The following is a 26,483-nucleotide window of genomic DNA, read 5'->3' as shown; positions in this document are numbered from 1 at the left end:
CTTTAAATTTTTTGTCGTAACTAAGCGACAATCAATTTTCGATTACAATAAATATTATATTATAATAATTACAATCTGTAAAGTGTTTATCAGTATTAAATTATAATTATTATAATTTAGAATGCAGCTTAATCACCCACTTATATTATACCCTGAATTAAGTCATTTAATCTAGTTCTTTTCTGTATGGCATTGCACCTTGAGCACCTAATCCTGTAACTGAAAAACTAGCAGCTAAATTGGCAAAATTAACTGCTTCCTCTAATGACTTATTTTCAATTAGAGCAACTGCTAGCGCACCATTAAACGTATCTCCAGCCCCTGTAGTATCAACTACTTCTTTTTTATATCCCTTAACAAGTTGTTGAGAATCACTGTAAAACAATGCACCCGCAGCCCCTTTAGTTACGATTAATTTTTCAGGATACATCATAAGAGCTTTATCAACTTCATTTTCAAATAATAGTTCACTTTCTGATTCATTTGGCGTCAACCAATTAACTTTCTCAATTATTTCTTTATCTAATGGTCGAAATGGTGCAGGATTTAACATTACCCTCATTTCATGTTTTTGTGCATATTCCACTACTTTTTTAATAGTCTCTTCAGGTATTTCATGTTGCATTACAATAATATCGCCAGCAGCAAAAAATTCTAGTTTTGGAATTACTTTATCTGGCGTTACATAATTATTTGCTGCCGGCACTACAACAATTCGATTATCATCTTCAAACAACGTTATATGTGCAGTTCCTGACGCTTCATTTTCAATAATATCCATATACTTTGTATTTACATTGTTTTTTTTAAGATTTGAAAGTATTTGCTGTCCATTATCATCATCGCCTACAGCCCCGATCATATAAACATGGTCGCTTAAGTGTGCAGCCGCAACAGCTTGGTTAGCACCTTTACCTCCAGGATTTGTGAAAAATGATTCCCCCATTACTGTTTCACCTACATTAGGTAAAATATCTGTTTTTACCACTAAATCAATTGATGCGCTACCAATCACAACTATGTTTCCCATATTCTTTTCCTCCATCTATGCATTCAGTCAATAAAAAATGATTGCTCATAATCATTAGGTTTGTGCCAATGTGTTTTCCACATTCTGTTTCTATTATCTGCAAAAAGTTGATAACCAAAATCTCTTAACCATTTAGGGGTTATATATAATAATAAGCCAATCCATTTATAATTTGTTAAAGATGAAATCAATGATGCTATTGCATCTGATTTATACTTAAATTGGGCTCCTTCTTGCAAAATAACACTATCGTGTTGTTTTGTTTCTGGATAATTTTCAAACATATTTTGAGCTGTAGAACCTTGAAGTTTTGCAAATTGGTAACGTCTAGACAACCCATTTTGAATAAGCCAAATTGCGTAATTGTAACAGTATACGCAGTTACCATCGTAATAAATTATTGGCATGCCTTCATCTCCTTTTATGATTTGTAACCATAAAATATAAATTATTTATTCACAGTTCTATTATATCCTAAAATGATAAAAATAAATCATTATATGAAATATATTATTAGGTCTCCTTAAGTATTTATTTCACATACAAAATTGGGCAGAAATCTCATTTTATTTAAAATATTTCGTCACCACACCACAGTAATGATGACTAGAATAGAAAAAGTATTAAACTTTACCTGAATTGAGCTTTAGTCTTCTACAGATAATATAAAAACGCCCAGGACGAACCAATGATGTCCCAGACGCTTATTCACTATTTTTAAACTGTGATTTTAATCTTGATTTACCTTAACAATTCTTGCATATTTTAAAAACTGTTCAGTATATTTTTGTTTTATATCATTTATGCTATCATACGTAATGCCAACGATATGCCAATTGGGATTAAAATGATAAAATGAATCTTTTTTTCTGGACCATTTAACCATACTTCCATCTCTATTATATCTTGGTAATGTCATTTCATAGCCTTCTAAAACATTAATATAAGTTTGAAAAATGTCTGGATCTATACGATTAAAATTATCAATAACCAGATAACTTTTATCATTTCTTGGCATAAGATTAGTAATGAAACCCTCTCTATAATACAAAGCACCCGCCTCATTTGGTAAATATTTACCATATAACATATCCTCTGTAAAATCTGGATGCCCTGCCGTAATTACTGGATTAGCATTTGTCTTTTGTAGCAAGTTTTCTGCAGCTTTTAGACCTTCGCCTTTATCAACTACTAACAGAATAAATGGTTTTACATCCTCATCTGCTTTATCAATAACATCTTGACTTTTAACTGCTTCAAACTGAGATTTCATTCCATCGTTTTCACTCATTTCAAGTATTGCATCAAATTGTGTACGTGACATACTCGCAATCGCTTGTTTTGCATTTTCTTGTAAATAATATAAGTTTTTTAATTTTGGGTGTTTATTTAATGTACTTAATGTTACGGGCTCGATTTCTTTTTCAAAATAAACCTCTATCGCTGTACTATTTGTACGACCAGGGATTGGAGATTTTTCATGTAAATGTTGACTTACTTCACCAACACCAATCACTGATTGTTCTCTATGTTTATTATAAAAAACGAGTTGGTCTCCAATTTCAAGTTGTCTATAAAAATGGTATCCATTTCGTTTAATACCATTATATGTGTGTGTAAACAACGTATTATAAGAATTGGGTTCGAATTCTTGCTCCTCTGATATAAAGAAATATCTAGGTATTTTCGTTTCTCCTTTACCCAAACTCACGATTAAGTCAAATTCGTCTTTTGTAATTTGATTAAATAGTGTTTCTTTCATATTAGTAATACGAAATTCTAATTGTTCACTTCTTTTTAAGTAATCAGCAGTTAATGGTTTCAATTGTTCTAACAACTGAAAATGAACACGAATTTTATTCTGTGCGCCTGTTTGAACGCTAGTAATTTCACCAAATCCTAGTAAACCAGTATCCATCTGTACTTGATAAAATACAACTTTATCTCCTACTTTAGCTTGTTTAAAAGATCGGAAACCTTGTGACGGATTAAATTGAGCACCTGATTCAAATAATGTTGTTTGCCCCACTAATGGTTCGTTATGATTCCAGCGATTATATCCGCAATTTAACCAAAAATAATTTGTTTCCTCTGCCATTTAGATACTCCTTATCTCATATAAAAAATTCTATCTTCTCATTATATTTAAAAATTAATCCGCAAACAACGATTACAATAAATTAATCAATTTCATTGATATCAAACTTGTTATTATTACTACTATCCAAGTCACTAGCCCTAATAAAATCGGCTTTGCACCAGCTTGTTTAAATTGTCTGAAATCTACATTTAATCCTATACCTGCCATTGCCATCGTTATTAAGAATAGTGATATTTGTTGAAATATATGAATAACAGTTGGTGAAAAATTAAAAATTGTACTAATTAATGAGGCTATAATAAACCAAACTATAAACCATGGAAAGATTTGTTTGATCGACGTGCCTGTTTGTTTAGATTTTTCTTTACGAATCGTTCTATATGTAAAAAATAATACTACTGGAATAATCATTAACGTCCGTGTTAATTTTACAATTGCGCCAGTTTCTAATGCTTTATTTCCGTAATTAGAAGTCGCAGCAATAACACTAGATGTATCATTTATTGCCGTACCCCCAAAATATCCAAAAGCCGTTTGACCCATGTTCATTAAATGACCGAGTGGTGGGAATATAAAAACTGCTATTAAGTTGAATAAAAATATAGTTGAAATAGCAAATGCTACTTCGTTTTCTTTAGCCTTGATAACTGGGCTTGTGGCAGCAATCGCAGACCCACCACAGATAGATGTCCCAACCCCAATCAGGATGCTAAGATTTTCATTTATTTTAAATATTTTCATCAAAATAAACACGATTATAAATGCAGCTAATAAAGTTATAATTATAATTGGCAGAGATTTCCAACCAATTGAACCTATAGATTGAAAGCTCAACGTAAAACCGAGAACAATAATACTATAATGCAATACTTTTTTACTACTAAATTGGATACCGGCACGATATTTTTTGGGAATTTCAATAAAGTTATTTAAAAGAATACCTATAACAATGGCAAAGATTGCACTTCCTATTACTGGAAATTTGCTTCCCATAATGGTTGCAATAAGCGCAATAATAAATGTCATCAATAAGCCTCGAGATTTCGACATTTAGCCCACCTCCAATTTAAATTCTATTTTACCATAAATATTTTATCGCTAAAGAAAATTTTATAATCTTTTAATTATAAAACTGATTCATTTTAATTATTAATATCCATTTCGTCCAAACTGAATTAGATTTAATTAATAAAACTAATGATTATTACTTATAAAAAAAGTATCTTTAACTTCAAAAGTAAAGACACTAAATTTATTGATTATTGAACCATCGTCAATGCACCCATAATTGGCATTAAATTAATGAGTACACCACCAAGTTTTAATAATCCACTTATTTCTTTGTTAGGTATCGTAATTAATGTAGCAATTATACCAATTGCACCAATGATTACAGGTAAGAAAAATGAAGGGAAAATAGGTATTTTTAAAAATATCCCGGCGCCAGCTAATAAACCGCAAATTAACGATACATATAAATACTTATACATTTTAAAACACTCCGTTTTTATTCTCTATAAATAACTTATAATTAATTCATAATTCCCTTCAAAAATTGTATCTAAATCGTCTGAAGTTAGTATGAAATTTTGACCTTGTGTTACATCATATATGTCTCCATCAACTATGACTTGTCCAGCGCCTTTTAATACAGAAACTAAAACAAATTCTCTCGGTTTCATATAATTTAATGTGCCAGATATTTCCCACTTAACCATTGTAAAAAAGTCATTTGAAACAAGTTGAATTCGCTTATGATTTTCAATAATTTCAGTATCCGTAGCTATATTAATATTTTCTTGAGTAACTTCGATGACATCCTTTGCTTTTGCTTGATCCAATCCTCTGCTATGATGTGCTATTTCCTCTCGACCAAAATCGTATACGCGATAAGTGACATCAGAAGATTGCATTGTTTCATAGACAAGTACACCAGCACCTATAGAATGAACCGTTCCTGCTGGTATAAAATAAAATTCTCCCGGCTTAACCTTAACTTTATTAAATAAATTTGCATAGTCAGTTTCATTGATTTGATTCACTGCAATATCTTTCGAATCTGCATTCACGCCATAAATGATTTCTGCGTCTTCTTCTGCATCGATGATATACCAACATTCTGACTTACCATATTGTCCATTCTCATTTTCATATGCGTATGCGTCATCAGGATGCACATGGATTGATAATGCTTCTTTTGCATCTACAATTTTTGTCATTAATGGAAACTCTTGGCTCGGGAAATCACCAAACAATTCCCGATGATTTTCCCATACCATATCTAGTGTCTGCCCCTTGTAAGGCCCATTCAACACTTCACATTTTCCATTTGGGTGTGCTGAAATCCCCCATGCTTCTCCAATATTTTCAGCCGGCAAATCATAACCGAGTGATTTCAACTTTGTGCCACCCCAAATTTTCTCATGTAATACTGGTTTTAAAAATAATGGCATTCACCACACCTCCAAACTTAGTTAATATATTGTTTAATCTGATATTTCCAATTTAGAAAAATATAAATTTATACTATTAATATTACATTTTAAAATTAATTTGACAGAACTATTGAAATTGTATCACATATCTTAACGCATTATAAACTGTCACTTCAACGTTTACTCATATTTAAATCAATAATTATTATATCAATACGTTTCATAGACGTATAGTTAAATTAATGTGATTCAATTACATTCAGTTGAATTTGACAATAAAATTATTCAATTGTCATAAATTTTTTAAATAAAGACTTGCCTTGTCAATATTTTTCACATTATAATGATACTAGAGTCTTTAAAAGACTCAGATTCTTTTACATATAAGGTAATGAATTATGATGATTTTGATCAGATGATTACTGTTCAAAATTTAAAATTTGCAATAAAAGCCCAAACTGCTATAGTTTGGGCTTTTTATTCATTGAAATTTAATTATACTCGCCTTAGACTTTATGAATTTGGAAAGCATTAAAATAAATTTGAAGATAATCGCCATGATGCTTTCTCAAATCTATTTTTCTTTGAAGTTGGCTAATATTGTTTCTTTGACTTCTAATAAATGTGACTCCATTGCTTTAACTGCTTCTACATCATCTTTGTTAGCAATCGCATTATAAATGACTACATGCTCCTCTAGCAATTTATTCATTGTTTTTTGTTTACTATAAATAAATATCTTTCTTGTTTCTTTCATAGAATCTTGCATGAGTTCAGATATATTATTTAATAATTCAACTAATAAAGAATTATTGCCAGCTTTAGCAATTAATAAATGGAATTCTAAATCAGCTCTTTCTCCTGACGTGCCATCTGTTATCGCTTCCCCCATTCGATTCAAAGCATTTTTCAAATCAATTAAGTTTGCTTCTGTACGATGACAAGCAGCCATTTTAACGGTGGCGCTTTCAACAATTTCTCTTAACTCTAACAATTCTTTTATCTGAAATACTGAATTAAATTTATCTCCTAATTCAAAAAAAGTTGGTTCAATTTGTTTTACAAATGTCCCATATCCTTGTTTTATTTCTAATACGCCTATCGTTCTTAATGCATTCAAAGCTTCTCTTACCGAAGCCACACTCACACCAAATTCTTTACTGAGCTTTTGTATCGATGGTATTTTATCTCCGACTTGATAATTTCCAGATTTGATGCTTTCCAATAAAGTATCTGCGACTTGTTCATAAATTTTAGTGTTTGAAATCTTCATAGTTACCTCCAAACGATATCTATTATTGTATCAAATTTTCTTCATAAAATTTATTAAAATAATAGATATTTCAGTTAAAAATGGACCAAATTACTATAAGTTGTAAATTGGCCCATCTTTGTAACTATTAATTATTTATTTTTAAAATTATCTAAAGCTTGTGGCATCTCCACATCTCCACTAATAATTTGGAATTCAGTATTTAAATAATCATCAGTTGTTACAACTTCATTGATAACTGAAGCGACATCTTCTCTTGGAATTGAGCCTCTGCCTTCAAAAAAGGCTCCTACTTCAATCTTGTTTGTGCCATCATCATTTAATAAAACACCAGGATGTACAATCGTATATGATACTGATGCTTGTTTTAAATATTCATCAGCATAATGTTTAGCAATTGTATAAGGCTTCAAGTCTCCACTAGCATCAAATGCCTCTCTTCTAGAATCATATGTTGACACCATAACAAATTGCTTAACATGATTTGCCTCACTTGCTTTAATAGCTTTAATAGCACCATCTAAGTCTACAATAATTGTTTTATCAGCGCCTGTACTACCACCTGAACCAACAGAAAATACTACACGATCAAAACCTTTGAATTTTTCAGTTAAAGCTTGAATATCGTCTGTTTCTACATCAATTAATGTTGCTTTGATATTTTTTTCTTTTAACTGTTCAACTTGGGATTCTTTTCTAACTCCAGCGGTAAAGTCTATATCTTTTTCTTTCAATTGTTCTACTAAATGTTGACCAACGCCACCATTAGCGCCAATAACTAAAATACTCATATTGGTACCTCCTTAATTAAGTTAATACTAAAAGTCTACCACTTTTATAAGAATTTAAAACAATTATGCACTTTTTGTTGACATATTAGTACGAAAGCATTAATATATGAATATATACTAATATATTCATATATAGAGGTGAATTTTGTGGATGCATCAATAAACACTGAAACATTAAATCATGTAACCGATATTTTCAAAGCATTAAGCGAAACAAATCGCATACGCATCATGCACTTATTATCTCAAAGTTCTAGCAGTGTAGGACATATTGCGCACACTTTAAATATGGGCCAATCTAATGTGTCACATCAGTTACGTATACTCAAACAAGCCCACCTAGTCAAATCTACCCGAGAAGGCCAGTCAATGATATATTCAATTGACGATACACATGTAACTGATTTACTAAAACAAGCAATACATCACGCAAATCACAAACTATAAAACTATAATGAAAGGTGTGGACCTATATGACTCAACAACACGAACACAATCACACACATAATCATACACATGGACATGTACATACCAATAATAAAAAAATCTTGCTCATTAGCTTTTTAATTATTGGTATATTTATGATTGTTGAAATCATCGGAGGTTTTTTAGCACATAGTTTAGCACTATTATCTGATGGTTTACACATGTTCAGTGATTCAATTTCATTAGGTGTGGCTTTATTAGCTTTTATTTATTCTGAAAAACACGCTACTAAATCTAAGACTTTTGGATACAAACGCTTCGAAATATTAGCTGCATTATTTAATGGCGTAACGCTATTTGTTATCGGTATTTTTATAATCATAGAAGCAATCGACCGTTTCTTTAATCCAGTAGCTGTAAAATCTACAGAAATGTTTATTATCAGTGTAATTGGACTCATCGTTAATATCGTTGTTGCTTCCTTTATGTTTAAAGGTGGAGATACAGATCATAATATAAACATGCGTGGTGCATTTCTCCATGTTATTGGTGACTTATTAGGTTCAGTCGGAGCCATTACAGCAGCTATTCTTATTTGGACATTTAATTGGACATTTGCAGATCCTATTGCGAGTATTATCGTTTCTCTACTTATTATTAAAAGTAGTTGGGGGATAACGAAATCATCCATCAATATATTGATGGAAGGTACGCCAAGCGATGTCAATATGAGTGAAATCATAAGTGCTATTACAAGTGAAGCGCAAATAATAAATGTACATGATTGTCATATTTGGACTATTTCTAACGAAATAAATGCTTTAAGTTGTCATGCAGTTGTACCAAATGACATGACAATTGAAGAAGGTGAACAACTTTTAAACTTACTCGAACATCGTCTAACACATTTAAACATTCAACATATGACAATACAGTTTGAAACAGAATATCATAATCATGACAACAATACTTTATGTTCAGCAATTTATACAGAAAAATAACATGAATAAAAATAAAAAGTGACTAGATTTTAAAGCTTAAAATAAGCAATATCAATCTAGTCACTTTTATTATTTAAATTTCTTTTAAAATATATAACAAATCCAAAACATTTTATGCCTATAAAAATTTATCAAATATCAGCTCTTTAGCTGGCACTTGTTTTTCTTTAAAACCTCTTATAAATTCTTCATTATCATAAGGAACTTTAACCCTTTCAAATGAAAATTCATTTTCATCGATAGTAACAATACCATATACAGCATATGCGCCATTATTCAATCCAACAGATCCAGGATTAAAATAAACTTTAGATTTATCATCAAACAAATGAACCGTATGATTATGACCAAAAACAATTAAATCTGCTTCTTTATCCTCGAATAGTGATTTAATATTTTCTTCTGTAGGTTCCACAATGGGACTAAACGGCTGCCCATCAATTGGCGTTTTCAATTTATCATTTGGGATTTCATAATGAATGAACATGATTTTTTTATGATTTATAGTTTTTTCAATAACACGAGGTAATGCATTTAATTTATCATAATAATCTTCATCTAAGTGGCTTTCAATCCATTGGTGGTGTTCATAAAATTTATCTTTTAAGTCTTCAGGATAAGGCGTATCGTTAACAATTGACATCACCGCTTCATCATGATTACCTGCAATAATTTCCATATCATCTCTTTCAAATATTTCGTCAAGTACTTTATTTGTTTCATGGCCTACACCAATATTATCGCCTAGGTTATATATTTTATTTATATCTTTTCTTCTATCAATATCATCCAATACTGTATCCAACGCATCAAAATTGCCATGTACATCAGTAAGAATTGCAAATTTCATGATGATATCTCCTTTCAACATTTTCTCATTTGGTCATTTTAACATTTTATAGTCATTTTGTTACCTATTAATTTTAAAATCTCTAATTTTTTGATAGCATATGCTTATCACTAAAAAGGAGTGCTTAAAATTTGTTTAAATTTCATAAACTAGCATTACAAAATGCTAAACCGCAAAATGCTAAAATTTTACTATTCACAATTGTAAGTTTTATCATATTATTTGCTTTGACTGTTCTAACTTTTATACCAGTTCAACCAGCAATATATAAGTTTTTAATGTCAATGGCAATGCAACAACCTATTGGTAGTGCCTTAATTACATTAATACTAGCAATATTAATTCCATTAGTGGTTTTCATATTTGTAGGCTATCAACTTATTGCTGGAACTATATACACTATAGACAATGCAATTAATAAAGACAAGGTTAAATTCAAAGATTTATTTTCAATATTTAAAAAAGGTAAATATGCTAAATCGTTAAAATTATCTTTAATTACTTTATTAAGTATTATTATTATATTATTACTTAATATTCTAATAAGTAAGCTATTACAATTAGGCATTGTACAATTATTCACTGCATTACAAGGACCGTTAAGCAGTTCTGATCATGCACTTGGATGGTCATTAACATTCCAAATCATTGCCGCTACTTTACAAGTATTTATATTGTCATTTGTTTATTGGTTCTTTACAATCCTAATCATCAATTATACATTAGCTTTTGTTAAAGAACCTAGTAGAGGCGCTTGGTCATCTGTGAAACGTGGCTTTAAAGCTATTAAAAACGGCAATAAAACTTGGTTTAAATTCTATATAGGTATATTATTGCTAAATTTACTTGTTATCATCTTAGCAAACCCAGTAAGTCAATTAGTTTCTATTAGTACTGGTAGTATTTCACAAACATTAGCAACGACTATTATCTATATTGTGTCAGTAATCGTTATTATAATTAGATTAATCGTTTATTACACAAACTTATTAGCAATTATTCAATACTACAATAAAAATGGCGAGAAAATAGATAAATCAGAAGTTAAAAAATCAAAAGCTTCTACACAATCTAATCAAACATCTAAAGTAAGCAATAGTGTTAATCATACAACTGAGAAAGCTACGGATAAAGTTAATCAAACTTCTGATCAGTTTAAAGATAATGCTGAAGAAAAGGCTTCAGATATCAAAGATCAAATTGATAACAAAGAAAAATAATATCAATAGGAAACAGTTAGGACCATCGTTCTACCTTCAAAAAGGACTAATCCACGTTCAAAAGGATTAGTCCTTTTGAATTTATACTTGTCTTTTTTTACGATACTACTTAACTGTTTATATTATACTTGCACACTCTCAATTGATTCTTATGCTAAAGCATGTGAACAGTCAATTATCCATATCAAAAAAAGACACTTTATCTCATTTAATAATCATTATTAAACGAGAAAAGTGTCTTTTTTAATCAATTTATCTATACGTATATTTTATAATAAATGTTTTTTCAAGTATAATGCCGCACCGTTTTCTTCATTTGTGAATGAAGTGACATCATCAGCTAAAGCTTGAATTTCTGGCCGAGCGTTCTTCATCGCTACAGTATAATTACCAAACGCAAACATCGCTCTGTCGTTATCACTATCACCAATGACTAATGTTTCTTCTTGTTTAATGCCAAAGTAGTCTATCATTTCTTTAATTCCAGTGCCTTTGTCAATACCAAAAGCCATTGTTTCCGCGTTAAAGCGCGATGAATTTGATACACTGATTTGAAGTGCTGTTTGGTCATCGATTAACTGATTTCGAAATTGAGTAATCTTATCATAATCTGGTGAGAATAAATAAATTTTTGAAAATGATGTGTCAGGGATAATTGGTTCCCAACTTACTTTTTCAACAATAGATTCTCTACGGGATGTCCACTCACTATAGCCTACGTTTTCAGGTGGTGTTGATTGTTTAAACATAGCTTCTGCCCACGTTTGATCTTCATTAAGAATGATACGATTGCCGTCGAAAGGAAACACTTCATAATAAATTGCTTGTGCTTTTGCTCTTTTCACAATTTCATTTACCGTATCAAATGTTAAACTATGTTTAAAAATAGTTTCATTGTGAACGACACCGTTCGTACCATTAGAACTAATAATACCATCCACTTTAAAGTCTTTAGGTACAAGGTAATGAATCTCATCATGTGCTCTTCCAGTAGCTAAAAACACTTTATAACCATGATTTCTTAAAGTCTGTATTATTTCTGTTGTTTCGTTATCTACACGATTGTTTTTATGTAAAATTGTACCATCCATATCCAAAAATATTGCTTTAACATTTTCCATTTAATATAAATCCTCCATCATATGTTATCGTCTTAAATTATGGCACTTTGTCTATGTTTCTGCAATGTCTTCATCTTCTAAAAACAATGTATAGCGCCCATGGTTATATGTTATGCTGACATTCCGCTTAAAGAAGTGACTTAATGTTGTATTATTTAGAATTTCGGATAATTGACCTTGTTTGAAAGATTGTCCATTTTTCAATAAAAAACCATAATCAATGTCCTGGGTGATTTCTTCTACAAAATGCGTGACATAAATTACTGCTAATTGAGGATTTTGCTTATACAATTGTGTCAGTGCACTTAATAAATCTTCTCTTGCAATAAAATCTAGTCCTGAAGCTGGTTCATCCAAAATTAAAAGTTTAGGGCTCCCCATCAAAGCTCTTGCTATCAACACTTTTTGACGCTCTCCAGTAGAAAGATAACCATAATATTGATTTTCAAATTGAGTCATTCCCATTTGCTTTAAATATTGTTTTGCCAAATCTATGTGTTGTTGTTGTACATCCTGAAACACACCGATTGACTTAAATATCCCACTCATTACTACATCTAAAACAATTTCACCATCTTGAAAACGATCCATTAAACTACTAGATACAAATCCAATTTGCTGGCGTACATTTTCAGCAGAATATCCTTTGTTTCCAGGCTTCATACCAAATAAAGTCATTTCACCTGACGTATTTGGCTCATAGGCATTTAAAATATTCAATAGTGTCGTCTTACCTGCCCCATTCAAACCATATAACATCCATTTTTCTCCCTCTTTAATCTGCCAACTCACACCTTGAACAATTTCTTTTCCATCTTTTCTTCTTGCTATATTGTTCAAATCAATTAGCATATATATCCCCCTTTGTTAAATTGCCATTTATTTTTGATTCTGTCTAAATATATTTTCCAATGTCTTACCTTTAGCTAATTCATCAACCATCTTGTCTAAATACCTAATCTCTTTCATTACTGATTCTTCCATATTTTCAACACGAATCCCACAAATAACACCTGTCACTTTAGTTCTATGTGGATTTAATTGTGGTGCTTGTTGAATAAATGTTTCATAATCAGTACCATCTTCTACCATTTCATCCAACTGAGATTGACTATAGTCGGTCATCCACTTAATGATCGTGTCCACTTCATTTTTCGTTCTACCTTTTTTTTCGGCCTTTTTCACTAAATGAGGATAAACATTTCCAAAAGCCATAGTATAAATTTTAGGTTTTGTCATTATTTTACACTACCTTTCTTTAATTTCTATATGTAATCGTTCTTCTTAGCATATTAAATTTTCTAAACTTTTGAAAACATTTCACTTTCAATAAGTTAAAAATAAAAGCTGAGACAATTTAATGTCCCAGCTCAAACTTATTTATAAATTTATTCAACTGTTACAGACTTAGCTAAGTTACGTGGTTTATCCACATCTAAATCTCTGTGCAGTGCAGCATAATATGAAATTAACTGCATTGCCACAACAGCAACTAATGGTGTTAACAACTCATGGACATGAGGAATAACGTATGTGTCGCCCTCTTTATTTAATCCATCCATAGAAATTATACAAGGGTTTGCGCCACGTGCAGCAACTTCTTTCACATTGCCGCGAATAGAAAGGTTTACATTTTCTTGTGTAGCTAAAGCAATCACTGGAGTACCCTCTTCAATAAGAGCAATCGTACCGTGTTTAAGTTCACCACCTGCAAAACCTTCTGCTTGAATATAAGAAATTTCTTTAAGCTTCAATGCGCCTTCTAAACTAACATTATAGTCGATTGTACGACCAATAAAGAATGCATTTCTAGTTGTTTCTAAGAAATCTGTAGCAATTTGTTTCATTACATCTGCATCATCCACAATTGTTTCAATAGCAGTAGTCACTTTCGCGAGTTCTCGTAATAACTCAACGTCGGCTTCTTTACCGTGTTCTTTCGCTACAATTTGTGACAAAATTGAAAGTACTGCAATTTGTGCAGTGTAGGCTTTTGTAGATGCAACGGCTATTTCAGGACCGGCATGTAATAATAAAGTATGATCTGCTTCACGAGATAATGTTGAACCAGGAACGTTTGTAATTGTTAATGATTTGTGCCCTAGTTTCTTAGTTTCTACTAATACAGCACGACTATCCGCTGTTTCACCTGATTGTGAAATGTAAATAAATAATGGTTTTTCAGAAAGTAATGGCATATTATATACAAATTCTGAAGCAACATGTACTTCTGTAGGCACGCCTGCCCATTTTTCTAAGTATTCTTTACCAACTAATCCTGCATGATAACTTGTACCTGCTGCGATGATGTAAATTCTGTCTGCATCTGCTACATCTTTTATAATATCCGCATCCATTTTCAAATTACCATCAGCATCTTGATATTCCTGGATAATACGACGCATTACTGCAGGTTGTTCATGGATTTCTTTCAACATGTAATGATCATAAACACCTTTTTCTGCATCAGCAGCATCAATTTGTGCAGTATAAGCTTCTCTGTCTTGTACCGTACCTTCTTGGTCTTTAATAACTACATCATCACGTTTAACAATAACAATTTCATGATCATGAATTTCTTTGTATTGGTTTGTTACTTGTAACATTGCAAGTGCATCTGAAGCAATAACATTAAAATCATCGCCTACACCAATTAATAACGGCGATTTATTTTTTGCAACATACATAGTGTCACGGTCATGACTATCAATTAATCCTAATGCGTAAGAACCTTCTAATAACGATACAACTTTCGTAAACGCTGCTTCTGTAGAAAGTCCAGTATTTGAGAAGTATTCAACTAATTGAACAATAACTTCTGTATCAGTTTCAGATAGAAATTTTACATCTGATAAATATTCATTTTTTAACTCTTCATAGTTTTCAATTACACCATTATGCACTAAAGTGAAACGTTTAGTTGCAGATTGATGTGGGTGTGAATTTTCATAATTTGGCACACCATGTGTTGCCCAACGTGTGTGACCAATACCTACATTGCCATCAACGTCTTTACTATCTGCAACTTTTCTTAACTCTGCAATACGTCCTTTTGATTTAAATACATTTGTGCCATCATCGTTAACAACAGCAACACCAGCAGAGTCATATCCTCTATATTCTAATTTTTCTAATCCTTTTAGTAACAATTCTTTGGCATTATCATGCCCGATATATCCAACTATTCCACACATATAAATACTCCTCCAATTTAATGGTGAAGGGTATTGAACGTTCGGCGTATAGGAACCTGTTCAATATATAAGACCAATTCAAATAAATTTCTTAACATTCGTTTTTGTAAGAAATTTTAAAAATAGGCACAGAAATCCCATTCACCTTTACTTTTAATTTTTATTTAATTTGGCTATCTTATTAACTTTGTGCACTAGGTCACCCTAATGTTTTCCTTAATAAGTTTACGAATGAGCCACATCCGGGATAGCATCCGCCGATGGTTCGATAACTATCCTCCTCGTCTACAAGCTTCGATTTCATATCTATTAAGATTTCTGCTATAAATCTTAAATGTTAAATATTTAACCGCTTCACTTGCACAGGCGCTTTTATTGATATATTTAAGACAAACTTTCCTCCTTTCCTTCAATACCACTAATTGTACAATGTATTTGTGACCAAATGCAAATTTTTTATTAACTTCATCCTTAAAATAATTGCAAAATGTTTTTATTATTAAAAATTCAAAACCTTCCATATATTAATAGTCATAAACTTGTCAAAAAATATGTGACAAATTTGAGATTACTATTTGTTGTTTATTTATGTAAACAGACCTACAATGATACTTAAATACAGAGAAAAAGAGGTGCAAATTATGTCACAAACAGATGCTCAAGAAAATAAAGGAATTGGTCGTAAAGTTCAAGCCTTTGGATCATTTTTAAGTAGTATGATTATGCCTAATATTGGTGCTTTTATTGCTTGGGGTTTTATAGCAGCAATATTTATAGATGGCGGTTGGTGGCCAAATAAAGATTTAGGTGAATTAGCTGGACCAATGATTACTTATTTAATACCATTATTAATTGCTTATAGTGGTGGTCGCCTAATTCACGAGATGCGTGGCGGAATTATTGCAGCTGTAGCAACAATGGGTGTTATTGTAGCATTACCAGAAACACCTATGTTACTAGGTGCAATGATTATGGGACCACTTGTTGGTTGGTTAATGAAGAAAACTGATGAATTCATTCAACCAAGAACACCACAAGGTTTTGAAATGTTATTCAATAACTTCTCAGCTGGTATTTTAGGCTTTATTATGACTATCATAGGTTTTAAAATATTAGCACCAATCATGGAATTTATCATGCATATTTTATCAGTTGCTGTTGAAGCATTGGTACATGCGCATTTACTTCCATTGGTAAGTATTATTGTTGAACCTGCTAAGATCGTATTTTTAAATAACGCTATAAATCATGGTGTATTTACACCATTGGGTGCAGATCAAGCTGCATCTGCAGGCCAATCTATTTTATACACAATCGAATCAAACCCTGGTCCAGGTTTAGGTGTTTTAGTTGCTTATATGATCTTTGGTAAAGGGACAGCTAAAGCTACTTCATATGGGGCTGGGATTATCCACTTCTTAGGTGGTATTCATGAAATTTACTTCCCTTATGTGTTAATGAGACCTTTATTGTTCATCGCAGTAATATTAGGTGGTATGACTGGTGTTGCTACTTATTCATTATTAGACTTTGGGTTCAAGAGTCCAGCTTCACCTGGTTCATTTATCGTATATATGTTAAATGCCCCTAAAGGCGAATTCTTACACATGATTACAGGTGTGTTATTAGCAGCAATCGTTTCATTTATTGTTTCATCAATTATTTTAAAATTCACAAAAGAAACAGAAGAAGATTTAGAAGCAGCGACAGAGAAAATGGAAGCATCAAAAGGTAAAAAATCGAGTGTATCTTCTAAGTTAACAGGGAATAGTGATGATAACACTTCAACAACCACAAAAGATACAGCTGACAAAAATAGTGATAGTCAATCAGAGGATGATTTACTAGATAACTATGATACAGAGAATGTAGATGCACATGACTACAGTAAAGTAAATCATGTTATCTTCGCTTGTGACGCAGGTATGGGATCAAGTGCTATGGGCGCAAGCATGTTACGTAACAAATTCAAAAAAGCTAGCATTCAAGACGTTGAAGTAACGAATACAGCGATTAATCAATTGCCAAGTGACGCTCAACTTGTCATTACTCAGAAAAAATTAACAGATAGAGCAATCAAACAAGTTCCAAATGCAATTCATATTTCAGTAGAGAATTTCTTAAATTCTCCTAGATATGATGAATTATTAGAAAACCTTAAAAAAGAAGAAAACTAATCACTCACTAAAAGAGAAATAAATTGGAGGGTATGGCTATGTTTTTGAGTACACGTGAAAAGGAAATTATCGAAATGTTAATTAAGTATCACGGTCAATATGTCACTATTTATGACATTGCTCAACATTTAGCTGTATCCTCTCGTACTATTCATAGAGAATTAAAGTCTATTGAGCCATTTTTAGAAAGTTTTAATATTGAATTGGAACGCGTTACGAAAAAAGGTTTACAGTTATCTGGTAGTCCATCAGCGATACATTCATTAAAAAATGAATTACTTCAACAAGTTACGATTGATTTGTCTCAAGAAGAACAAAAAGTAATTATATTATATGCACTTATTCAAGCTAAAGATCCAATCAAGCAATACAGTTTAGCACACGAAATTGGTGTTTCTACGCAAACCCTAGCTAAATTACTAGATGAGTTAGATGGTGAACTCGTACAATATCAATTAACGCTTCAAAAAAAGCGTGGTGAAGGTATTCACCTTTATGGTGCTGAATCAAAAAAAAGAGAGTTATTAAGTCAATTGATGGTTAATAATTTAAACAGTACGAGTGTTTATTCTGTAATAGAAAACCACTTTGTGTATCAATCCATTAATCAAACTCAGTTACCAATGGTAGATTTAGATAAAATCTTCCAAGTTGAGAGAATTCTTATGGATCATTTAGGACAACTACCTTATTCACTGACAGAATCAAGCTATTTAACTTTAACAGTACACATTGTGCTCAGCATTGATCGAATGCTTAAAGATGAATATGTAGCTTTAAATGATGATATTTATAATCATGTCAAAGATACCTTTGAACATCAAGTCGCCTCAGCTTTAGCATTACATTTAGAGCACATCTACGGCGTTCAGTTCAACCAAGCCGAAATAACCTTTATCACGATTCATTTACGCGGGGCCAAACGCAAAGAAACTACTGAAGTGTTTAAAAATAATAAAGATGATCAACGCATCAAAAATCTTATTCAAATGGTATCAGAGATTTCTCAACAAACATTTAAAGATTGGCGAACATTAAGCGAAGGGTTAAAATTGCATATAATACCTGCAATCAATCGATTAAATGCTAATATTGAAACGCATAATCCTTTAACTGAAATGATTAAGCATAAATATCCAAGATTATTTGAAAGTGTACATCAAGGTTTAATAAAAACATGGCCAAATTTTCAATTTCCAGAAAGTGAAATTGCATTTATCGTATTACATTTCGGTGGTGCAATTCAAAAACAAGCCACATCTTTTTATAAGGTGCTCGTCGTTTGCAGTAGTGGGATTGGTACAAGCCGTCTACTTGCTACACGATTACAACAAACATTTAGTGAAATTCAACAAACAACGCAAGCCTCTGTGGGTGATCTTAATTCCATTGATATTCAACAATATGATGCTATTATTTCAACAGTTAATCTAGATATCAGCTTACCATATCTCACTGTTAATCCATTGTTACCAGATGCAGACATTAATCACGTAGCTGCTTTTCTAAACATGCAACAAGACAAGCCACAAACGCAAATATTTGATGATGCTGATATAACCTTTTCAAATCCTGAATATCAATTAGATTATATCCGTAAAGGACTTGAAGTCATTGATTCGATATATATTGATTATACACATATTCAAGATTGGATTATGTATTTAACAAGACAATTATTTAAACATCAAATTATTGAAGATAAACAGTCATTCGCTGAACTTATTAAGCAACGCATGGATGAACAAGGCTTTGTTTTAGATCCTTATCCTATTGCTATGCCACACTTAAAAAGTGATTTAATTAAAAAACCATTTATCCTAGTCACTATATTAGAAAAACCACTTTTGCTTAAAAGTAATCAAAATGACAAAGTTTCTGTAACATATTTATTAAATATGTTCATACCTCCGGATGATATCATGGCACAACTTATTAGTGAATTATCTGGAAAAATTGGTGAGCATCTCGATAATATCGATCAATTTATGCAACAACCAGAACAATTATCAGATTTACTAAAACAAAGTTATCTGAAAGCATTACAAAATCAATTAAACATGGAGTGAATAATATGAGCGAATTATTTAGCAATGACAATATTTTTATTAATCAAACAGTGAAAGATCAAAACGAAGCAATTGAAAAAGCAGGACAAGCACTTGTATCCAGTGGTGCAGTTACAGAAGACTACATTCAAGCTATGAAAGATCGTGAGCAAGTTGTAACAACATTTATGGGTAATGGATTGGCCATTCCCCACGGTACTGATGAAGCGAAAACTAGTGTATTAAAATCAGGGTTAACTTTAATTCAAATTCCTGATGGTGTTGATTGGGATGGAGAAGAAGTTAAAGTGGTTGTAGGTATCGCAGGTAAAGATGGTGAGCATTTAGATTTACTATCAAAAATTGCTATTACATTTAGTGAAGAAGAAAATGTTGAACGCATTATCAATGCTTCATCAGCTGAAGAAATTAAACAAGTATTTGAGGAGGCTGACGCATAATGAAAGCATTACATTTTGGTGCGGGTAACATTGGTCGTGGTTTTATTGGTTATATTTTAGCTGATAATGATATTAAAGTTACATTTGCAGATGTCAATGCTGAAATTATTGATGCTTTAGATTCAAAACATGAATATGATGTGATACTAGCTGACGATGCGCAAACAACAACTCGTGTGCACAATGTTGACGCAATCAATTCAGGACAACCTTCTGCTAAATTAAAACAAGCTGTATTAGAAGCTGATTTAATTACTACTGCAGTCGGTGTAAATATTTTACCAATTATAGCTAAAACGTTTGCGCCTTATTTAAAAGAAAAAGAAACACCGGTAAATATTGTAGCATGTGAAAATGCCATTATGGCTACGAACACATTGAAAGAGGCAATCTTAGATATCACTGGTCCATTAGATGACCATATTCATTTTGTCAATTCTGCAGTTGATCGAATTGTTCCTCTGCAGTCCAATGAGAATATTTTAGATGTCATCGTGGAACCTTTCTATGAATGGGTTGTAGAAAAAGATGCATGGTATGGTCCAGAATTAGATCATATCAAATACGTGTCTAATTTAACGCCTTATATTGAACGAAAATTATTGACGGTAAACACTGGTCATGCATTCTTAGCCTACGCTGGTAGATATAATAATCAACCTACGATTTTAGATGCAATGAATGATAAAATAATCAAACATGACCTGGAAGAAGTTTTAAAAGAAACCAGTCAATACATTACGAACCAATTTGATTTTTCAACATCAGAACAAGCAAAATACGTTGATAAAATTATTGAGCGCTTTAAAAACCCTCATCTTTCAGATGAAGTAACTCGTGTTGGTCGAGGCACAATCCGTAAAATTGGACCTCAAGATAGAATAATTAAACCATTAAATTATCTCTATCAAAATAATCTAAAACATCATGCCTTAATTAAAGCAGCTGCATTACTATTAAAATACGATGATACGAATGATCAAGAAACAGTTGAAAAAAATAATTATATTAAAGATTATGGTGTTGAAGCCTTCTTAAAAGATTATGCTAAAATTGATGATCACTTGGCTTCTGAAATTAACAAAGAATACAACGTTTTATAAAAGATAATGTATTATTAAATATCCAAAATTATAGACTAATCCTCATTTATATGGATTAGTCTTTTTAGTTAATTTTTATAACATTAGTTGTATTTGCAAGAAATAAGTGACTTTATAGCTCAATTCTGTACTTTTCTTATGCTTCTGATTCTACTAGATATCTACCTAACTTAATTTACAAAATGAATTTAAAATATAATATTATGAATTACACACTTCGTTTGGTTTATAGCTAATAAAAAAACTGTCAATACATGTACTAACACTATCATTAGTATCTGTATTAACAGTTTCAAATAAGTCATAGAACTTATTCATTTAACCCCATTTTCTCTTTAACTACATCTGCAATTGTTTGGGCATAATGTTGTGCTGCTTCATCAGTTGCTGCTTCAACCATAACTCTTACTAATGGTTCCGTGCCTGATGGTCTAACTAAAATACGCCCTTCTCCGTTCATTTCAACCTCTACTCTAGTCATAACTTCCTGAACATCTACATTTTCTTCTACGCGATATTTATCAGTCACACGCACATTAACTAAAGATTGAGGATATTTTTTCATTTGTCTTGCAAGTTGACTCAAGCTTTTACCAGTCATTTTAATAATGCTTGCTAACTGCACGCCTGTTAATAAACCATCACCAGTAGTGTTATAATCCATTAACACGATATGGCCAGATTGTTCTCCACCTAAATTATAATTACCTCTACGCATTTCTTCAACTACGTAACGATCTCCTACTTTTGTTTTATTAGATTGAATACCTTCATCTTCTAAAGCTTTGTAGAATCCTAAATTACTCATGACGGTTGAGACGATCATATTATTATTTAATTCTTGGTTCTTGCTCATTGCTTGACCAATGATGAACATAATTTGATCTCCGTCAACGATATCTCCATTTTCATCAATAGCGATTATTCTATCGCCATCACCATCAAACGCTAATCCAAAGTCACATTCAGCTTCAACAACTTTTTCAGACAATGTTTCTGGATGTGTTGATCCTACATGATCATTAATATTATAACCATTAGGATTACAACCAACCGTAACTGTATCAGCCTCTAAATCTCCAAATAAAAACGGTGCTAGAGATGAAGTAGAACCATGGGCACCATCTAAGGCGATTTTCATACCATCTAAGTTAACATCAATCGTTGATTTTAAATAACTTAAATACTTCTGCGCACCTTCAAAATAATCAGAATAATGCACAATGTCTTCACCGACAGGACGTGGTAATTCTGGATTTTCTTGGTCTAATAATTGCTCAATTTCTCTTTCTTGATCATCAGATAGTTTGAAACCATCTGAACCGAAAAATTTAATACCGTTATCTGGGACAGGGTTATGAGAAGCAGAAATCATAACACCTAATTCAGCTTCCATCTCTTTAGTTAAATATGCTACGCCAGGTGTTGATATAACGCCTAAACGCATGACTTCTGCACCGATTGAAATCAATCCAGCGATCAACGCAGATTCAAGCATTTCACCAGAAACACGAGTATCTCTACCTACTAGTACTTTAGGGTGCTTTTCACCTTCATTATGGGCTAACACGTAACCTCCAAAACGCCCTAATTTAAACGCAAGTTCTGGCGTTAATTCTTTGTTTGCAACGCCCCTTACGCCGTCTGTACCAAAATATTTTGCCATGATTTATATCTCCTTTATAAAAATCTATTTAATATTAATTTTTGCTGTTGTTTCATTTGGTTCAATTTTTGAAACGTCATCTGGTAATTTAAATTCTACATTTTTTTCAGTTGATTCTGTAACTCCATCTAAATCGATTTCTGCAGTAATTTCGTCAATATCTTGAATGTCGTTTCTATTACCGAAAATTTCTACTTCTTCTTTATCTAATTTTATATCATCTATCTCTTTACCTTTAGGTAAGGCGCCTATTGCTTTAGTTTTCACTTTTACTTTCTTGCTATAATCTTCCAATTTGACGCTCAAATTAACTTCATTTGGTTGTATTAATACTTTGATTTTATTGAGTTTTCTATCAAAAGCAGTGATACGTGCAATATCCGTAGTATCTTTACTAATTTTATCTTTATCTTTAAACGTAGCTTTTAAGTATGCAATTTTATCAATTTGCTTGCTACCACCAGTAACTTTAACTGTTTCAGGCGATACGCTTTGGTCACTCACTTTATAATTGGCATCTAAGTCATTATCACTCACATCAGGTTCTACTTTAAGTTTCTTAGTAACTTTTTCTTCAAGATTAACTGTTGTTTCTTTTGGCTTAACTGTATAATCAACGTCTTTATTTAAACCATTGACCTTGAATTGTGTGGTATGTTTTCCAGCCTTCTCACCACTCAAATCAAGTACAGCTTTAATATTTTCGCCGTTTTCAGCTTTCAACACTTGAGATTGTGGACCAGATATTTCAATATCCACTTTATTCGGTACATCGCTAGCATATAACGATTTACTATCATAATTAACTTGTACTGGTACATCCTGAAGTGTTTCAGTAGATTTTTGTCCCAGTTGGTCAGCATTAAAGATATTACCAAACATGTTATTGACAGATAAGAAGAATACTAATGCTAAAACTAATGCGATTAATCTTAATCCCCATTTACTTTCTAACATATTAATTCACACCTTTCTCTTGAAAGTGTGTGCCAAACCAATGTTCAGCCAATAATTCTTCAAATGCTTCATTAGAGATATCTTTTCTTAATTTACCATCAAACGTGACTGAAATAGATCCTGTTTCTTCAGATACTACTACTGTAAATGCATCTGAAACTTCTGAAATGCCCACAGCTGCCCTATGTCTTGTTCCCAGACTTTTAGCTATTTTAGCACTGTCTGACAGTGGCAAATAACTGGCAGCACTTGCAATTTTGTTCGCTTGAATGATCATAGCACCATCATGTAAAGGTGTATTTGGTATAAACACATTAGTCAGTAATTCTTGAGAAATTTCGGAATTCATTGCTATACCTGTTTCAATATAATCTTGTAATCCTGTTTCTTTTTCAAATACGATTAATGCGCCAATCCGGCGTTTAGCCATATACTGAACAGCCTTAGAAACAGATGAAATAAGCTTGTCTTCATCACTATTCAAACTTGTAGAATAGCGTTTAAATAGACTTCCTCTACCCAGTTGTTCTAAAGCACGTCTAATTTCCGGCTGAAATATAACGATTAAAGCTAAAACACCCCATTGTATTACTAAATCAAACAAACGAGATGTCGCTGTTAAGTTTAACATTTTACTCACTTGTTGGCCGATCACAATTACTACAATACCTTTCAGCAATTGAATCGCTTTTGTACCTTTAAATACTGTAATGAGAAGATAAAGTACATACCATACAATGAGCAAATCGAGTACACTAGCAATTATTTTGACTGTACTCCAATCATCAAAAAAGTTGGATAAATCCATAACATCTCCTCCGGTTATCTGTTCCCATGTTATATATTATACCAATCATAACATTAACTGTCATATTAAGTATTAATTTTTTATCATAAAATTAAAAGGAATAATATGGAATTACCCCCATATTATTCCTTTTATTGTTTTATAATAATGTTTCACCAAAGAAACTACCTACTAATGAAACTGCCTGTTCTGCCGTGTGATTATTCATATCTATCAATGGATTTACTTCAACTAAATCCATGGAAGTGATTAAATTTGAATTATGTAATAATTCAAGCGCAAAATGACTTTCTCTATATGTTAAGCCTCCTAGTACTCTTGTACCAGTTCCTGGTGTTTCAGCAGGATCTAAGGCATCTACATCTAATGACAAATGAATGCCATCTGTTTTAGATTTCAAGTAATCTAAAGTTGCCTCCATCACGTGCTTAATCCCAAGTTTATCAATATCGGCCATTGTATATGTTTTTATATTATTTTCTTTAATATATTGACGTTCTCCCTTATCTAAATCTCTCATACCTATCAGTACAATGTTCTCTGGTCTAACTTTTGGCGCATAATTAGAGATATTCACTAATCGTGAGTCCCCTTCGCCTGCCAACACTCGCAGTGGCATCCCATGTATATTACCTGAAGGTGATTCTTCAGGTACATTTAAATCACCATGTGCATCATACCAAATCACTCCTAAATTTTCATAGTGTTTACTAATACCAGAAATTGAGCCTATTGCTATGGAATGGTCACCACCTAATATAAGTGGAAAATTACCATTATCAACACTTTGTGATACTGTTTCACTAAGTTGGTTAGATACTTCAACTATTTCATCTAAATTGCGTAATCCTTTTTGAGCTGAGTTGAACTTCTCTAAATGTATTGCAGGAACACTAATATTACCTGAATCTTTAACATTAATTCCAATATTTTGTATTCGTTCTACAATACCTGCATAACGGATTGCGTCCGGTCCAAAATCTACCCCCAATTTTTTTTGGCCATAAGTCGAAGGTGCACCAATAATCTCTACTAATTTATCCATTTAAAAAACCCCTTTGTTTTCGTTTGATACTAGGATAATCTAAAGTGATATGACTTTCAAGCTAATACAAAAGCCCCCAATTATGTAAATTTAAGCAAATTACATAAAGAAACAAAATAACGATTTTTAATTCAAAATAACTAGGTATAGCAACATAATTTCATTATTTTAAACAAAAAAATGTATATAATAAATATCAAAAAACTTCTATTAAAAACAAAAAAAGCATTCCCGAAGGAATGCTTAAAAGTGAGCCATAGAGGATTCGAACCTCTGACCCTCTGATTAAAAGTCAGATGCTCTACCAACTGAGCTAATGGCTCTAATGGCTGGGCTAGCTGGATTCGAACCAGCGCGTGACGGAGTCAAAGTCCGTTGCCTTACCGCTTGGCTATAGCCCATTAATGGTGGAGGGGGGCAGATTCGAACTGCCGAACCCGAAGGAGCGGATTTACAGTCCGCCGCGTTTAGCCACTTCGCTACCCCTCCGTATTATTAAATTAGCAATGGTGGAGGATGACGGGTTCGAACCGCCGACCCCCTGCTTGTAAGGCAGATGCTCTCCCAGCTGAGCTAATCCTCCAATATGTATCAATGACCCCGACGGGACTCGAACCCGTGTTACCGCCGTGAAAGGGCGGTGTCTTAACCGCTTGACCACGGGGCCATATGGCTCCACAGGTAGGACTCGAACCTACGACCGATCGGTTAACAGCCGATAGCTCTACCACTGAGCTACTGTGGAATAATAATACATTGCCTGGCAACGTCCTACT

At 32.3% G+C, this 26,483-nt stretch carries 24 protein-coding genes and 6 tRNA genes; 7 read left to right on the top strand and 23 right to left on the bottom strand.

The window, feature by feature from the left end; genetic code table 11:
* Window positions 1–166: 166 nt before the first annotated feature.
* The 8 genes from rbsK to KA833_RS12130 all read right to left on the bottom strand — a co-directional run bounded on the left by rbsK (window position 167) and on the right by KA833_RS12130 (window position 7,630).
* Window positions 167–1,030 carry a ribokinase gene (rbsK, locus tag KA833_RS12165; protein WP_046207730.1) on the bottom strand — a complete coding sequence of 288 codons (864 nt, stop codon included), beginning with the start codon at window positions 1,028–1,030 and terminating at the stop codon, window positions 167–169.
* Between the two features lie 23 nt (window positions 1,031–1,053).
* A complete protein-coding gene (locus KA833_RS12160; RefSeq protein WP_070657401.1) occupies window positions 1,054–1,437 on the bottom strand; it encodes a thiol-disulfide oxidoreductase DCC family protein in 384 nt (127 codons plus the stop codon).
* 323 nt (window positions 1,438–1,760) lie between these two features.
* Window positions 1,761–3,128 carry an EVE domain-containing protein gene (locus KA833_RS12155; RefSeq protein WP_046207728.1) on the bottom strand — a complete coding sequence of 456 codons (1,368 nt, stop codon included), beginning with the start codon at window positions 3,126–3,128 and terminating at the stop codon, window positions 1,761–1,763.
* Between the two features lie 72 nt (window positions 3,129–3,200).
* The gene (locus tag KA833_RS12150) at window positions 3,201–4,181 is read right to left on the bottom strand and encodes a YeiH family protein (RefSeq protein ID WP_046207727.1); all 981 of its coding nucleotides are present in this window, start codon (window positions 4,179–4,181) and stop codon (window positions 3,201–3,203) included.
* A 209-nt stretch (window positions 4,182–4,390) separates the two neighbouring features.
* Window positions 4,391–4,621, bottom strand: a complete 231-nt coding sequence (locus tag KA833_RS12145; protein WP_046207726.1) for a hypothetical protein — start codon at window positions 4,619–4,621, stop codon at window positions 4,391–4,393.
* A gap of 24 nt (window positions 4,622–4,645) precedes the next feature.
* Window positions 4,646–5,584, bottom strand: a complete 939-nt coding sequence (locus tag KA833_RS12140) for a type I phosphomannose isomerase catalytic subunit (protein ID WP_210128425.1) — start codon at window positions 5,582–5,584, stop codon at window positions 4,646–4,648.
* Window positions 5,585–6,140: 556 nt separating this feature from the next.
* Window positions 6,141–6,839, bottom strand: a complete 699-nt coding sequence (locus KA833_RS12135) for a FadR/GntR family transcriptional regulator (RefSeq protein ID WP_210128424.1) — start codon at window positions 6,837–6,839, stop codon at window positions 6,141–6,143.
* Window positions 6,840–6,970: 131 nt separating this feature from the next.
* Window positions 6,971–7,630: an SDR family oxidoreductase gene (locus KA833_RS12130; protein WP_210128423.1), complete on the bottom strand. Its 660-nt coding sequence runs from the start codon at window positions 7,628–7,630 to the stop codon at window positions 6,971–6,973.
* 147 nt (window positions 7,631–7,777) lie between these two features.
* Here KA833_RS12130 and KA833_RS12125 point away from each other — a divergent pair, with 147 nt between their 5' ends.
* Both KA833_RS12125 and czrB read left to right on the top strand, forming a co-directional pair.
* Window positions 7,778–8,077, top strand: coding sequence for an ArsR/SmtB family transcription factor (locus KA833_RS12125; protein WP_080937829.1), 300 nt, complete (start codon window positions 7,778–7,780; stop codon window positions 8,075–8,077).
* A 26-nt stretch (window positions 8,078–8,103) separates the two neighbouring features.
* Entirely contained in the window at window positions 8,104–9,057 is a 954-nt protein-coding gene (czrB, locus tag KA833_RS12120) for a CDF family zinc efflux transporter CzrB (RefSeq protein WP_070039538.1), read from the top strand.
* Window positions 9,058–9,175: 118 nt separating this feature from the next.
* On the opposite strand, the gene KA833_RS12115 is transcribed toward czrB, so the two are convergent.
* Complete coding sequence (locus KA833_RS12115) at window positions 9,176–9,907, bottom strand: metallophosphoesterase family protein (RefSeq protein WP_046207720.1); 732 nt, start codon at window positions 9,905–9,907, stop codon at window positions 9,176–9,178.
* Window positions 9,908–10,038: 131 nt separating this feature from the next.
* Here KA833_RS12115 and KA833_RS12110 point away from each other — a divergent pair, with 131 nt between their 5' ends.
* A complete protein-coding gene (locus tag KA833_RS12110; protein WP_046207719.1) occupies window positions 10,039–11,127 on the top strand; it encodes a hypothetical protein in 1,089 nt (362 codons plus the stop codon).
* A gap of 269 nt (window positions 11,128–11,396) precedes the next feature.
* Here the strand turns inward: KA833_RS12110 and KA833_RS12105 are convergent, their stop codons facing one another.
* From KA833_RS12105 to glmS, 4 genes are all read right to left on the bottom strand, one after another.
* The gene (locus tag KA833_RS12105) at window positions 11,397–12,248 is read right to left on the bottom strand and encodes an HAD family hydrolase (RefSeq protein WP_046207718.1); all 852 of its coding nucleotides are present in this window, start codon (window positions 12,246–12,248) and stop codon (window positions 11,397–11,399) included.
* A gap of 51 nt (window positions 12,249–12,299) precedes the next feature.
* A complete protein-coding gene (locus KA833_RS12100) occupies window positions 12,300–13,100 on the bottom strand; it encodes an ABC transporter ATP-binding protein (RefSeq protein WP_046207717.1) in 801 nt (266 codons plus the stop codon).
* A 27-nt stretch (window positions 13,101–13,127) separates the two neighbouring features.
* On the bottom strand, window positions 13,128–13,487 hold the full coding sequence (locus KA833_RS12095) for a DUF2200 domain-containing protein (protein WP_070657408.1): 360 nt from the start codon (window positions 13,485–13,487) through the stop codon (window positions 13,128–13,130).
* A gap of 149 nt (window positions 13,488–13,636) precedes the next feature.
* Window positions 13,637–15,442, bottom strand: coding sequence for a glutamine--fructose-6-phosphate transaminase (isomerizing) (gene glmS, locus KA833_RS12090; protein WP_210128422.1), 1,806 nt, complete (start codon window positions 15,440–15,442; stop codon window positions 13,637–13,639).
* A 641-nt stretch (window positions 15,443–16,083) separates the two neighbouring features.
* Between glmS and KA833_RS12085 the strand changes: the two genes are divergently transcribed.
* Genes KA833_RS12085 through KA833_RS12070 form a run of 4 tightly spaced genes read left to right on the top strand, consistent with a single transcriptional unit; the run spans window position 16,084 to window position 21,231 of the window.
* Entirely contained in the window at window positions 16,084–17,619 is a 1,536-nt protein-coding gene (locus KA833_RS12085; protein ID WP_046207713.1) for a PTS mannitol transporter subunit IIBC, read from the top strand.
* Window positions 17,620–17,657: 38 nt separating this feature from the next.
* A complete protein-coding gene (locus tag KA833_RS12080; protein WP_107365739.1) occupies window positions 17,658–19,688 on the top strand; it encodes a BglG family transcription antiterminator in 2,031 nt (676 codons plus the stop codon).
* 5 nt (window positions 19,689–19,693) lie between these two features.
* Window positions 19,694–20,128 carry a PTS mannitol transporter subunit IIA gene (locus KA833_RS12075; RefSeq protein WP_046207711.1) on the top strand — a complete coding sequence of 145 codons (435 nt, stop codon included), beginning with the start codon at window positions 19,694–19,696 and terminating at the stop codon, window positions 20,126–20,128.
* Window positions 20,128–21,231 carry a mannitol-1-phosphate 5-dehydrogenase gene (locus KA833_RS12070; protein ID WP_064209822.1) on the top strand — a complete coding sequence of 368 codons (1,104 nt, stop codon included), beginning with the start codon at window positions 20,128–20,130 and terminating at the stop codon, window positions 21,229–21,231. The genes KA833_RS12075 and KA833_RS12070 overlap by 1 nt, the downstream gene beginning before the upstream one ends.
* A gap of 310 nt (window positions 21,232–21,541) precedes the next feature.
* Here KA833_RS12070 and glmM read toward each other — a convergent pair whose 3' ends face one another.
* The 10 genes from glmM to KA833_RS12020 form a co-directional block, all read right to left on the bottom strand.
* Window positions 21,542–22,897 (bottom strand): phosphoglucosamine mutase, encoded by a 1,356-nt coding sequence (gene glmM, locus KA833_RS12065; protein ID WP_046207709.1) that lies wholly within the window; start codon window positions 22,895–22,897, stop codon window positions 21,542–21,544.
* Between the two features lie 24 nt (window positions 22,898–22,921).
* On the bottom strand, window positions 22,922–23,854 hold the full coding sequence (locus KA833_RS12060; RefSeq protein WP_046207708.1) for a CdaR family protein: 933 nt from the start codon (window positions 23,852–23,854) through the stop codon (window positions 22,922–22,924).
* 1 nt (window position 23,855) lies between these two features.
* The gene (gene cdaA, locus KA833_RS12055) at window positions 23,856–24,662 is read right to left on the bottom strand and encodes a diadenylate cyclase CdaA (protein WP_019467737.1); all 807 of its coding nucleotides are present in this window, start codon (window positions 24,660–24,662) and stop codon (window positions 23,856–23,858) included.
* Window positions 24,663–24,801: 139 nt separating this feature from the next.
* Window positions 24,802–25,707 (bottom strand): arginase, encoded by a 906-nt coding sequence (rocF, locus tag KA833_RS12050; protein ID WP_046207707.1) that lies wholly within the window; start codon window positions 25,705–25,707, stop codon window positions 24,802–24,804.
* A gap of 250 nt (window positions 25,708–25,957) precedes the next feature.
* Window positions 25,958–26,030, bottom strand: a tRNA-Lys gene (locus KA833_RS12045).
* A gap of 3 nt (window positions 26,031–26,033) precedes the next feature.
* Window positions 26,034–26,108 (bottom strand) — tRNA-Gln (locus tag KA833_RS12040).
* Between the two features lie 4 nt (window positions 26,109–26,112).
* A tRNA-Tyr gene (locus tag KA833_RS12035) sits at window positions 26,113–26,196 on the bottom strand.
* Between the two features lie 18 nt (window positions 26,197–26,214).
* Window positions 26,215–26,290, bottom strand: a tRNA-Val gene (locus tag KA833_RS12030).
* A gap of 12 nt (window positions 26,291–26,302) precedes the next feature.
* A tRNA-Glu gene (locus KA833_RS12025) sits at window positions 26,303–26,374 on the bottom strand.
* 3 nt (window positions 26,375–26,377) lie between these two features.
* Window positions 26,378–26,452, bottom strand: a tRNA-Asn gene (locus tag KA833_RS12020).
* Between the last annotated feature and the right edge of the window lie 31 nt (window positions 26,453–26,483).

The organism is Staphylococcus sp. GDY8P67P (assembly GCF_017892545.1).
Lineage (GTDB): Bacteria > Bacillota > Bacilli > Staphylococcales > Staphylococcaceae > Staphylococcus > Staphylococcus ureilyticus.
The sequence above is the reverse complement of the archived record's forward strand: the minus strand, read 5'-3'. Positions and strand labels throughout refer to the sequence as shown.

What these genes read in the sequence shown, in the direction of transcription:
- rbsK (WP_046207730.1), bottom strand. Translation starts at nt 1,030, where the DNA reads ATGGGAAACATAGTTGTGATTGGTAGCGCATCAATTGATTTAGTGGTA.
- KA833_RS12160 (WP_070657401.1), bottom strand. Translation starts at nt 1,437, where the DNA reads ATGCCAATAATTTATTACGATGGTAACTGCGTATACTGTTACAATTAC.
- KA833_RS12155 (WP_046207728.1), bottom strand. Translation starts at nt 3,128, where the DNA reads ATGGCAGAGGAAACAAATTATTTTTGGTTAAATTGCGGATATAATCGC.
- KA833_RS12150 (WP_046207727.1), bottom strand. Translation starts at nt 4,181, where the DNA reads ATGTCGAAATCTCGAGGCTTATTGATGACATTTATTATTGCGCTTATT.
- KA833_RS12145 (WP_046207726.1), bottom strand. Translation starts at nt 4,621, where the DNA reads ATGTATAAGTATTTATATGTATCGTTAATTTGCGGTTTATTAGCTGGC.
- KA833_RS12140 (WP_210128425.1), bottom strand. Translation starts at nt 5,584, where the DNA reads ATGCCATTATTTTTAAAACCAGTATTACATGAGAAAATTTGGGGTGGC.
- KA833_RS12135 (WP_210128424.1), bottom strand. Translation starts at nt 6,839, where the DNA reads ATGAAGATTTCAAACACTAAAATTTATGAACAAGTCGCAGATACTTTA.
- KA833_RS12130 (WP_210128423.1), bottom strand. Translation starts at nt 7,630, where the DNA reads ATGAGTATTTTAGTTATTGGCGCTAATGGTGGCGTTGGTCAACATTTA.
- czrB (WP_070039538.1), top strand. Translation starts at nt 8,104, where the DNA reads ATGACTCAACAACACGAACACAATCACACACATAATCATACACATGGA.
- KA833_RS12115 (WP_046207720.1), bottom strand. Translation starts at nt 9,907, where the DNA reads ATGAAATTTGCAATTCTTACTGATGTACATGGCAATTTTGATGCGTTG.
- KA833_RS12105 (WP_046207718.1), bottom strand. Translation starts at nt 12,248, where the DNA reads ATGGAAAATGTTAAAGCAATATTTTTGGATATGGATGGTACAATTTTA.
- KA833_RS12100 (WP_046207717.1), bottom strand. Translation starts at nt 13,100, where the DNA reads ATGCTAATTGATTTGAACAATATAGCAAGAAGAAAAGATGGAAAAGAA.
- KA833_RS12095 (WP_070657408.1), bottom strand. Translation starts at nt 13,487, where the DNA reads ATGACAAAACCTAAAATTTATACTATGGCTTTTGGAAATGTTTATCCT.
- glmS (WP_210128422.1), bottom strand. Translation starts at nt 15,442, where the DNA reads ATGTGTGGAATAGTTGGATATATCGGGCATGATAATGCCAAAGAATTG.
- KA833_RS12085 (WP_046207713.1), top strand. Translation starts at nt 16,084, where the DNA reads ATGTCACAAACAGATGCTCAAGAAAATAAAGGAATTGGTCGTAAAGTT.
- KA833_RS12080 (WP_107365739.1), top strand. Translation starts at nt 17,658, where the DNA reads ATGTTTTTGAGTACACGTGAAAAGGAAATTATCGAAATGTTAATTAAG.
- KA833_RS12075 (WP_046207711.1), top strand. Translation starts at nt 19,694, where the DNA reads ATGAGCGAATTATTTAGCAATGACAATATTTTTATTAATCAAACAGTG.
- KA833_RS12070 (WP_064209822.1), top strand. Translation starts at nt 20,128, where the DNA reads ATGAAAGCATTACATTTTGGTGCGGGTAACATTGGTCGTGGTTTTATT.
- glmM (WP_046207709.1), bottom strand. Translation starts at nt 22,897, where the DNA reads ATGGCAAAATATTTTGGTACAGACGGCGTAAGGGGCGTTGCAAACAAA.
- KA833_RS12060 (WP_046207708.1), bottom strand. Translation starts at nt 23,854, where the DNA reads ATGTTAGAAAGTAAATGGGGATTAAGATTAATCGCATTAGTTTTAGCA.
- cdaA (WP_019467737.1), bottom strand. Translation starts at nt 24,662, where the DNA reads ATGGATTTATCCAACTTTTTTGATGATTGGAGTACAGTCAAAATAATT.
- rocF (WP_046207707.1), bottom strand. Translation starts at nt 25,707, where the DNA reads ATGGATAAATTAGTAGAGATTATTGGTGCACCTTCGACTTATGGCCAA.